This window comes from Streptomyces sp. UH6 (assembly GCF_013421635.1).
Classification (GTDB): domain Bacteria; phylum Actinomycetota; class Actinomycetes; order Streptomycetales; family Streptomycetaceae; genus Streptomyces; species Streptomyces abyssomicinicus.
This window is the reverse complement of record NZ_JACADT010000202.1, coordinates 1-7625: the sequence shown is the minus strand read 5'-3', so window position 1 is coordinate 7625 and position 7625 is coordinate 1. Positions and strand designations below refer to the sequence as shown.

At 73.0% G+C, this 7625-nt stretch carries 10 protein-coding genes; 9 read left to right on the top strand and 1 reads right to left on the bottom strand.

Translation table 11 applies throughout. From position 1 onward, the window contains the following. The first annotated feature begins 8 nt into the window (after positions 1-8). From HW445_RS12795 to HW445_RS12770, 6 genes are all read left to right on the top strand, one after another. Positions 9-800 (top strand): inositol monophosphatase family protein, encoded by a 792-nt coding sequence (locus HW445_RS12795; RefSeq protein WP_257231039.1) that lies wholly within the window; start codon positions 9-11, stop codon positions 798-800. Between the two features lie 325 nt (positions 801-1125). Continuing rightward, positions 1126-1299 (top strand): hypothetical protein, encoded by a 174-nt coding sequence (locus HW445_RS12790; protein ID WP_164540975.1) that lies wholly within the window; start codon positions 1126-1128, stop codon positions 1297-1299. 191 nt (positions 1300-1490) lie between these two features. Then, a complete protein-coding gene (locus tag HW445_RS12785; protein ID WP_151775310.1) occupies positions 1491-2144 on the top strand; it encodes a response regulator transcription factor in 654 nt (217 codons plus the stop codon). Positions 2145-2148: 4 nt separating this feature from the next. Continuing rightward, a complete protein-coding gene (locus tag HW445_RS12780) occupies positions 2149-3408 on the top strand; it encodes a HAMP domain-containing sensor histidine kinase (RefSeq protein ID WP_180221145.1) in 1260 nt (419 codons plus the stop codon). Between the two features lie 382 nt (positions 3409-3790). Further along, entirely contained in the window at positions 3791-4087 is a 297-nt protein-coding gene (locus tag HW445_RS12775; RefSeq protein ID WP_005481602.1) for a DUF4193 domain-containing protein, read from the top strand. Positions 4088-4100: 13 nt separating this feature from the next. Continuing rightward, entirely contained in the window at positions 4101-5126 is a 1026-nt protein-coding gene (locus HW445_RS12770) for a hypothetical protein (protein ID WP_308798994.1), read from the top strand. A 13-nt stretch (positions 5127-5139) separates the two neighbouring features. Here the strand turns inward: HW445_RS12770 and HW445_RS12765 are convergent, their stop codons facing one another. Beyond that, a complete protein-coding gene (locus tag HW445_RS12765; protein ID WP_180221144.1) occupies positions 5140-5688 on the bottom strand; it encodes a DUF3093 domain-containing protein in 549 nt (182 codons plus the stop codon). A 57-nt stretch (positions 5689-5745) separates the two neighbouring features. On the opposite strand from HW445_RS12765, the gene HW445_RS12760 reads away from it, so the two are divergent. Genes HW445_RS12760 through HW445_RS12750 form a run of 3 tightly spaced genes read left to right on the top strand, consistent with a single transcriptional unit; the run spans position 5746 to position 7605 of the window. Next, positions 5746-6330 carry a PaaI family thioesterase gene (locus HW445_RS12760; RefSeq protein ID WP_180221143.1) on the top strand — a complete coding sequence of 195 codons (585 nt, stop codon included), beginning with the start codon at positions 5746-5748 and terminating at the stop codon, positions 6328-6330. A 14-nt stretch (positions 6331-6344) separates the two neighbouring features. Then, a complete protein-coding gene (gene dut / locus HW445_RS12755) occupies positions 6345-6839 on the top strand; it encodes a dUTP diphosphatase (RefSeq protein WP_180221147.1) in 495 nt (164 codons plus the stop codon). Position 6840: 1 nt separating this feature from the next. Continuing rightward, positions 6841-7605 carry a DUF3710 domain-containing protein gene (locus HW445_RS12750; protein ID WP_180221142.1) on the top strand — a complete coding sequence of 255 codons (765 nt, stop codon included), beginning with the start codon at positions 6841-6843 and terminating at the stop codon, positions 7603-7605. Positions 7606-7625 lie beyond the last annotated feature (20 nt).

The window sequence follows — 7625 nt, the reverse complement described above, 5'->3', positions numbered from 1 at the left end:
GCCAGGAACTGCTGGAGATCGGCCGGGAGGCGGCCCGGCGGGCCGGCCGGCTGCTGCGCGACGGCCGCCCCGCGGACCTCGCGGTGGCCGCCACCAAGTCGAGCCCCATCGACGTGGTGACCGAGATGGACCTGGCCGCCGAGAAGCTGATCGTCGACCTGATATCGGCCCGGCGGCCCGACGACGGCTTCCTCGGCGAGGAGGGGGCGTCCTCGGTCGGCACCAGCGGGGTGCGCTGGGTGGTCGACCCGCTCGACGGCACCGTCAACTACCTCTACGGCCTGCCCGCCTGGTCGGTGTCGGTCGCCGCGGAGGTGGACGGCGAGACCGTGGCGGGCGTGGTGGAGGTCCCGATGCGCGGGGAGTCCTTCCACGCGCTGCTGGGCGGTGGCGCCTGGGCGACCGGGGCCTGGGAGGGGGAGCGGAAGCTGGCGGTGCGGCCGTCGCCGCCCCTCGACCAGGCGCTGATCTCCACCGGGTTCAACTACGTCACCGCGGTGCGCGCCCACCAGGCCGAGGTGGCGCGTGAGCTGCTGCCCCTGGTCCGGGACATCCGTCGGGGCGGATCCGCGGCGGTGGACCTCTGCGACCTGGCGGCGGGGCGGCTCGACGGGTACTACGAGCGCGGCCTGCACCCCTGGGACCGCGCGGCCGGGGACCTGATCGCCCGGGAGGCCGGAGCCGTGACCGGCGGACGGGCCGGCGAACGCCCGTCGGACGACCTCACGGTGGCGGCGACCGCGGGGGTCTTCGAGCCGCTGCAGGCGCTGCTGGAGCGGCTCGGGGCGTGGCACGACTGAGGGCGTGACGCCTGCCGCCGCGCGGTCCCCGGCCCGCCCCGGCGGCCGTCGGGGGACCGGACGGCCCCGCGGGCGTGAACCCGCGGGGACCCGGAGTCGAACGTCTGGCCTATGCCAGATTTCTTTGCCGCCGAAGGTTTCCACCCGGTGACGCGTGGGGAGGACGGTTTCCAACCCCGCGATCACGCTCCGCACGTGCCGTACCACCATGCGGCACGTCATGGCCCCGTCGTCCGCCCGTCCCGTTCTCCCGGAGGCACGGCCGGACGCACCGCCCGCGTGATCGTCCCTTCCCGACCCACGACCCAGGACGAGGGGGCGCCGCATGGACGCATTCACCGCAGGGCTGCTGAAGCGCATAAGGGCTGCCGAGTCGCACCTCACGCAGGCACGCGACGAGGGCGACGAGTTCGCCGCCGAGGTGGAGCAGGGCGAGCTGGACGACCTGCGCCGTCTGGCCGCCGAGCACGGTGTGGAGGTCGGCGCCGCGAGCGTCTGACAGCCCACCGGGCGTCGCGACCCGAGCACCACGCAGACACCGGCACCAGGAAGGGGCCCCGGCATCCGCCGGGGTCCCTTCGCCTTTCTGCGCCCCTTGTCGCCTTACGGCCGACTTACCGGCCCAAGAGGCAGGATGGAGGCGGTCCCACCGGTATGTCAGGCCGGTGGAAGTCAGGAAGGAAGGCCGACGTGCGCGTACTCGTCGTCGAGGACGAGCAGCTGCTCGCGGATGCGGTGGCCACCGGTCTGCGCCGTGAGGCGATGGCCGTCGACGTCGTGTACGACGGCGCCGCGGCCCTCGAGCGCATCGGGGTGAACGACTACGACGTGGTCGTCCTCGACCGTGACCTCCCGTTGGTGCACGGTGACGACGTGTGCCGGCGGGTCGTCGAGCTGGGAGCCCCCACCCGGGTGCTGATGCTCACCGCCTCCGGGGACGTCAGCGACCGGGTCGCCGGACTGGAGCTGGGGGCGGACGACTACCTGCCCAAGCCCTTCGCGTTCAGCGAGCTCACGGCGCGCGTACGGGCGCTGGGGCGGCGCACCAGCATGCCGCTGCCGCCGGTGCTGGAGCGGGCCGGGATCCGGCTCGACCCCAACCGGCGCGAGGTCTCCCGCGACGGCAGGCAGATCCAGCTGGCGCCCAAGGAGTTCGCGGTGCTCGAGGTGCTGATGCGCAGCGAGGGCGCCGTGGTGTCGGCGGAGCAGCTGCTGGAGAAGGCCTGGGACGAGAACACCGACCCGTTCACCAACGTGGTGCGGGTGACGGTGATGACGCTGCGCCGCAAGCTGGGCGAGCCGCCGGTGATCATCACGGTGCCGGGCTCCGGCTACCGGATCTGACGCCGTGGCCGCCACCCCGACACCGCCCCCGCCCCCGCGCGTCCCGCCGCGCCCCACCTGGGACCCCAAGGAGCCGCGGTCCGCCTTCCCGTGGCTGCGCCCGACGATCCGGATACGGCTCACGCTGCTGTACGGCGGCATGTTCCTGATCGCCGGCATCGTGCTGCTCTCGATGATCTACCTGCTGGCCGCCCAGGCGATCTCCACGGGCAACCAGCCCCCGTTCAAGATCGTCCAGTACATCGAACCCATCCGGGTGAGCAGCGACCGCTGCCCCGCGGTCAACACCGGCCAGCTCTCGCTCGAGCAGTTCAACACGGAGATCGCCCGGTGCGTCGACCTCCAGCGTCAGGCCGCCCTGGACAGCCTGCTCAGCCGTTCGCTGCTGGCGCTCCTGGGGCTCGCGGTGATCGCGTTCGCCTTCGGCTACGCGATGGCCGGGCGGGTGCTCTCGCCCCTGGGGCGGATCATGCGCACCGCCCGCGCGGTGGCCGGATCCGACCTGTCCCGGCGCATCGAGCTGGACGGTCCGGACGACGAGCTGAAGGAGCTGGCGGACACCTTCGACGACATGCTGGAGAGACTCCAGCGGGCCTTCACCGCCCAGCAGCGCTTCGTCGGCAACGCCTCGCACGAGCTGCGCACCCCGCTGGCGATCAATCGCACGCTCCTGGAGGTGCACCTGTCCGACCCCGGTGCGCCGCCCGAGCTCCAGCAGCTCGGGCGGACCCTGCTGGCCACCAACGAACGCAGCGAACAGCTGGTGGAGGGGCTGCTCCTGCTGGCCCGCAGCGACAACCAGATCGTCGAGCGCAAGCCGGTGGACCTCGCGGAGGTGGCGACCCGCGCCCTGGACCAGGTGCGCGGCGAGGCGGCCGAGCGGGGCGTGGAGTTCCGCGGCACTCGGTCCTCCGTGGTGGTCCAGGGCAACGGCGTCCTGCTGGAGCGGATCGCGCTGAACCTGGTGCAGAACGCGGTGCGCTACAACGTGCCCGAGGACGGCTGGGTGGAGGTCACGACCGGCGCCGAGCAGGGCGTGGCGGTGCTGGTGGTCACCAACACGGGGCCGGTGGTGCCCGCCTACGAGATCGACAATTTGTTCGAACCCTTCCGGCGGCTGCGGACCGAGCGGACCGGCAGTGACAAGGGTGTGGGCCTCGGTCTCTCGATCGTCCGCTCGGTGGCCCGGGCGCACGGCGGGCACATCACGGCCGTCCCCAGGGAGGGCGGCGGACTGGTGATGAGGGTCACTCTGCCCCTCTGAACGGGTGACACCCTGTTCGCTCTGCGCTGAATCCCGGAGTGTCGCGTCCGAACGGCGGCTGTGGGATCGATCACAGATGTGTCACGGAGAGCCTCTACTCTCCGTGACGAAAAGGCGCTCCGAAAATGAGGAAAATCCGGGTTTTCGGGCGTCCTGATGCCGGGCAGTACACGGAGAGACGCCTTTGAACTGGGGCATTCGCAGGGTGTACGGTCCGGTTCGCCATCCGAGCCGATCACTCTTCGGGAGTCCGGTTGGGTGTCGATTGAGTAACAGACCTTGATGTGAGGCAAAATCTCCGCCTCGGGTCGGGCACAAGTCCGGCCTCTCACGCGTTACGTGCGCTGGAGACACCCAAGACCACCCAGAGGGGGAGAGCGACATGGCAACCGATTACGACACTCCACGCAAGACCGACGACGACGTCGACTCGGACAGCCTGGAAGAACTGAAGGCGCGGCGGAACGACAAGTCCACCTCCGCGGTGGACGTCGACGAGTTCGAGGCCGCCGAGGGCCTCGAACTGCCCGGAGCGGACCTCTCCAACGAGGAACTCGCCGTCCGGGTGCTGCCCAAGCAGCAGGACGAGTTCACCTGCATGAGCTGCTTCCTGGTGCACCACCGCAGCCAGCTGGCCCGCGAGAAGAACGGTCAGCCGATCTGCCGCGACTGCGACTGAGGCGGGGTCGGCCGTGACCGGCTCGACCCCACCCTGGAAGCGCCGCCCCCGCAAGCGGGGAGCGGACCCCGAGCCGCCCGTCGGCTCGAACGGCGCGCGTGACGTCGAAGAGCGGGGCCCCCATGCCGTGACCGGCGAAGGAGCCCCGCTCGAACCGGCCGGTGGCGGCCTTCCGGCGCCGGCCGCGCCGGAAGGTCCCGCCGCCCGGCGGCGGGCCGCGGCCCGGCTGCACGCCGCCCTCGGCGTCGTCACCGACCGGATGATCGCCACCGCGCCCCGCATCCCGGTGCGCGACCTGAACACCCTGCGCAAGCACTTCCCGGGCCTCGGCCCCGAGGAGATCGCCGACCGGCTCGTCGCCGGAGCGGCCAGGGCCACGGCGACCGTGGGAGCGGGTGTGGGCGCCGTGAACATGCTGCCGGTACCGCCGGCCATGGCGACCAGCCTCGCCACGGAGATCACCGGAGTGGCGGCGGTCGAACTCAAGCTCGTGGCGGAACTGCACGAGATCTACGGGCAACGCCCTCCGGGCGACCTCCGGGCCCGCAGCACGGCCTATCTGACGGCCTGGACCTCCGAGCACGGCGTCACGGCCAGCAACCCGGCCACCCTCCCCAAGGTCGTCGACAGCGGCCTCAAGCAGGCGCTGCGGCGGCAGATCAAGAGACGCCTGGTCCGCAACGTGCCGAACCTGCTGCCCTTCCTGCTGGGCGCCGCCGTGGGCGCCGTGATCAACCGGCGTGACACCAGGCGGTTCGCCGAGCACATCCGCGAGGACCTGCGGAAGGCGCAGGTGCCGTGGGAGCGGCTGGAGGGCCTGCCACCGCTGGAGAAGCCCTCACAGCCCCTGGCGCTGCCCGAGATCGGACGGTGGCACCCCGACGCTGCACCGGGGCACCCCGACCCCGCAGCGGGGCACCCCGCTCCGGATCGATCGGGGCACCCCGCTCAGGACGAGCCGGGGCGCACGGATACGGACGACTCCGCACCGAAGCGGAGGGATCCGGGCCACGGGCCGGGGGACCCCCACGGCGCATGACGCGGGGCGCGGCCTACGCGGCCGTCGCCCTGGCCGCCTCCACCGCCGCCGCCAGCCGATCCGGCTCGCGCGTCGACAGGTAGAGGTACGGAGTCGGGTCCTGCGGGTCGACGACCTCGATCCGCAGCGCCCTCGGCGCGTAGGCGCGCAGCAGCATGAACGCCCGCGGATCGGCCTTGTGGGACCGCCAGGCGCGCGCCTCGGCCGGATCCAGCACCTCGGCCTCGCCCAGCGCCGACACCGGGATGCGGGCGTCGCCCGCGAGCAGGGAGCCGCCCGCCACCCGGATCCGCGCGGAACCGTACGAACTCACCACCATGGCCGAGCCGGCCGCGCCGACCGCCAGACCGCCCAGCATGGGCAGCACGCCGAACGGATAGACCACCAGGGCGGCCGCCAGGCCCAGCAGCAGGCAGTAGAACCACCAGTGCCACGGCGCCGACAGGCGCTCGTCGTAGGAGACGGCGGCCCGGGCCGGCACGGGCTCCGGCGAGGCCGGAGGCGCCGAGGAGGCGGACGGGGACGCGGACTGCTGGGGGGACTGCGAGGGGGAACGCTCCATGGAACCAAGCTTGGCACGGTGTCGGCCCCTCGCGTACGCGCGGGTAAGGTCAGCGCCGTGAGTGCACAGAACACGGCCGTACAGCCGCCCTCCGACGCGACCGCCGCGGTGCGGCACCCCGACGCACCCGCCCCCGGCGAGCCGGTCGGCTCCCATTACGCGAACTGCTTCGGCTGCGGCTCCGGCCAGCCTCACGGCCTCCACCTCGCCGCGCGCGCGGGGGAGGGCGTGGACCTCACCGCCGAGTTCACCGTGCGGCCCGCGCACCAGGGCGCCCCCGGCCTGGCCCACGGCGGCGTCCTCGCCGCCGCGCTGGACGAGGCGCTGGGCGCCCTCAACTGGCTGCTGCGCACCATCGCCGTCACCGGCCGGCTGGAGACCGACTACCTGCGCCCCGTCCCGGTGGGCAGCGTGCTGCACATCGCCGCCGAGGTCACGGCGCAGGCCGGGCGCAAGATCTACGCCACCGCCGAAGGGCGCCTGGACGGCCCCGACGGCCCGGTGGCGGTCCGCGCCGACGCGCTGTTCATCGAGGTCAAGGTCGACCACTTCATCGAGAACGGCCGCCAGGAGGAGATCCGCGCGGTGATGGACGACCCCGACGTCCGCCGCCAGGCGCGCGCCTTCGAGGTCAACCCGTGAGCGACGGCCTCGAGGTGCTGATCCGCCGCGTCGACCCCGAGGTGCCGCTGCCCGCGTACGCGCACCCCGGCGACGCGGGCGCCGATCTGCGCACCACCGAGGCCTGTGAGCTGGCCCCCGGTGAGCGGGCCGTGCTCCCCACCGGGGTGTCGATCGCCCTGCCCGAGGGGTACGCGGCCTTCGTGCACCCGCGCTCGGGTCTGGCAGCCCGGTGCGGTGTGGCCCTTGTGAACGCCCCAGGGACGGTGGATGCCGGGTACCGTGGGGAGATCAAGGTGATCGTGGTGAATCTCGACCCGCGCGAAAGCGTGCGGTTCGAGCGCTTCGACCGGATCGCGCAACTGGTCGTCCAGCAGGTCGAGAGGGTCCGCTTCCAGGAGGTGGCGGAGCTTCCCGGCTCGGTACGGGCCGCGGGGGGCTTCGGGTCCACCGGCGGTCATGCCGCGGTGGGCGACTTGGCGGGTGGGAATCGATACGGTTCGGTCGTATCCGACCGGGAAGGACAGTGACGTGTTCGGACGTCGCAAGAAGGGCACAGCCGCCGACGGCGCGGCGGGCGAGGCCGAGCAGGTCGTCGGCGGTGTCGGCAGCGGGGCGGACGAGGCCGAGGCGGAGCGGGTGAGGCTGGAGCCGGCCCCGCGCCCCGACGGCCCGTGGGACAGCTCCGAGGTCCGTGAGCCGGGCGAGGGCCGGGTGGACCTCGGTGGCCTGTTCGTGCCGGGAGTCGACGGCATGGAGCTGCGCGTGGAGGTCGCCGGTGACGCCATCGTCGCCGCGACCGTCGTACTGCGCGACAGCGCCGTCCAGCTGCAGGCATTCGCCGCCCCCAAGCGCGAGGGCATCTGGGGCGAGGTGCGCGAGGAGATCGCCTCCGGCATCACCCAGCAGGGCGGCATCGTCGACGAGGTCGAGGGACCGCTGGGCTGGGAGCTGCGCGCCCAGGTCCCGGTGAAGCTGCCCGACGGCACCGGCGGCTTCCAGGTCGTCCGGTTCGTGGGCGTCGACGGCCCGCGGTGGTTCCTGCGCGGTGTGATCTCCGGCCAGGGTGCCGTGCACCCCGAGGCCGCGGGTCTGCTGGAGCACATCTTCCGCGACACGGTCGTGGTCCGGGGCGAGGGCCCGATGGCGCCGCGTGACCCGATCGTCCTCAAGCTGCCGAACGACGCGCAGATGGTGCCGGAGGGCATGCAGGCGCCGGCCGAGGACCAGGGCTCCCGCTTCGCGGGCGGCATCGGCCAGCTCCAGCGGGGCCCGGAGATCTCCGAGGTCCGCTGACGCCCGAGTCCGCCGCCGCG

Coding starts and splice junctions, on each gene's coding strand:
- HW445_RS12765 (WP_180221144.1), bottom strand. CDS start 5,688: ATGGAGCGTTCCCCCTCGCAGTCCCCCCAGCAGTCCGCGTCCCCGTCC.
- HW445_RS12790 (WP_164540975.1), top strand. CDS start 1,126: ATGGACGCATTCACCGCAGGGCTGCTGAAGCGCATAAGGGCTGCCGAG.
- HW445_RS12775 (WP_005481602.1), top strand. CDS start 3,791: ATGGCAACCGATTACGACACTCCACGCAAGACCGACGACGACGTCGAC.